The organism is Sphingobacterium sp. SGG-5 (assembly GCF_011043525.1).
Lineage (GTDB): Bacteria > Bacteroidota > Bacteroidia > Sphingobacteriales > Sphingobacteriaceae > Sphingobacterium.
In genome coordinates this window covers 1-701 of the sequence record NZ_JAAKGO010000029.1, presented here as the reverse complement: position 1 = coordinate 701, position 701 = coordinate 1, and the positions used below count along the sequence as shown (strand labels likewise).

Annotated in this window: 1 protein-coding gene; it reads right to left on the bottom strand. The window is 44.2% G+C overall.

The window, feature by feature from the left end; genetic code table 11:
* Positions 1–645: phosphodiester glycosidase family protein (locus G5B30_RS17115; protein WP_165321228.1), on the bottom strand; the 645-nt coding region annotated here is incomplete at its 3' end.
* Positions 646–701 lie beyond the last annotated feature (56 nt).

Below are 701 nucleotides of genomic sequence, written 5' to 3'. Positions count from 1 at the left end.
TCTTCCCCCACAGCTGAGGAAAATGATGTCCAAGTTTTCCATCTGTGCAATGATCTGTCGTGGATGTTGGGCTTTAAAAGCTCCCGTCAAGCTGAGGATTGAATCATCTACCTCCTTATGATTCTGTATCAAGGGGATAAATGCTGTTAGCGCGTCTTGAACACCGTCTTTTAGGATTTCTGTTGCCGTAGTTCCAGGAGGGTAAACGACGAATTCATTATCGGGCTTTATACCCAACGTAAACCGCCATCGCTTCGCTTCCCGCTCTTGAACGACTTTACCATTTTCAATTTGTATGCCCACGGGGAATAATTTTTCCTCCGTGGTCTTTCTTTTTATACCCATGGAAGCGTTGAAGGCCAACGTCGCTCCTACACGTTCCGCAAACTGCCGTACCGATTCGCCTTCCAAGACCGTACTTTGTGCTAATTTTATTTTTTTCAGATTCCCATGCTTATCCTTACGCTTGATACGGGTCAAAAAATAATAGGTATCCGACGGCTCATCATAATGTTTACTATACGAATACCACGAAGTATCTCGCTTCGACATACTTGTGGTCTTACCTTGAGCGACCGCCCGGCTCTGTGTTCCATAACCGATTACGACGAGCAACACGGTCAAAGTTATCGTTATATACTTCATCTTACTAGCAATTGGGGTAACCATATTATTCAACATATAAGAAATTCGGCCGTAGG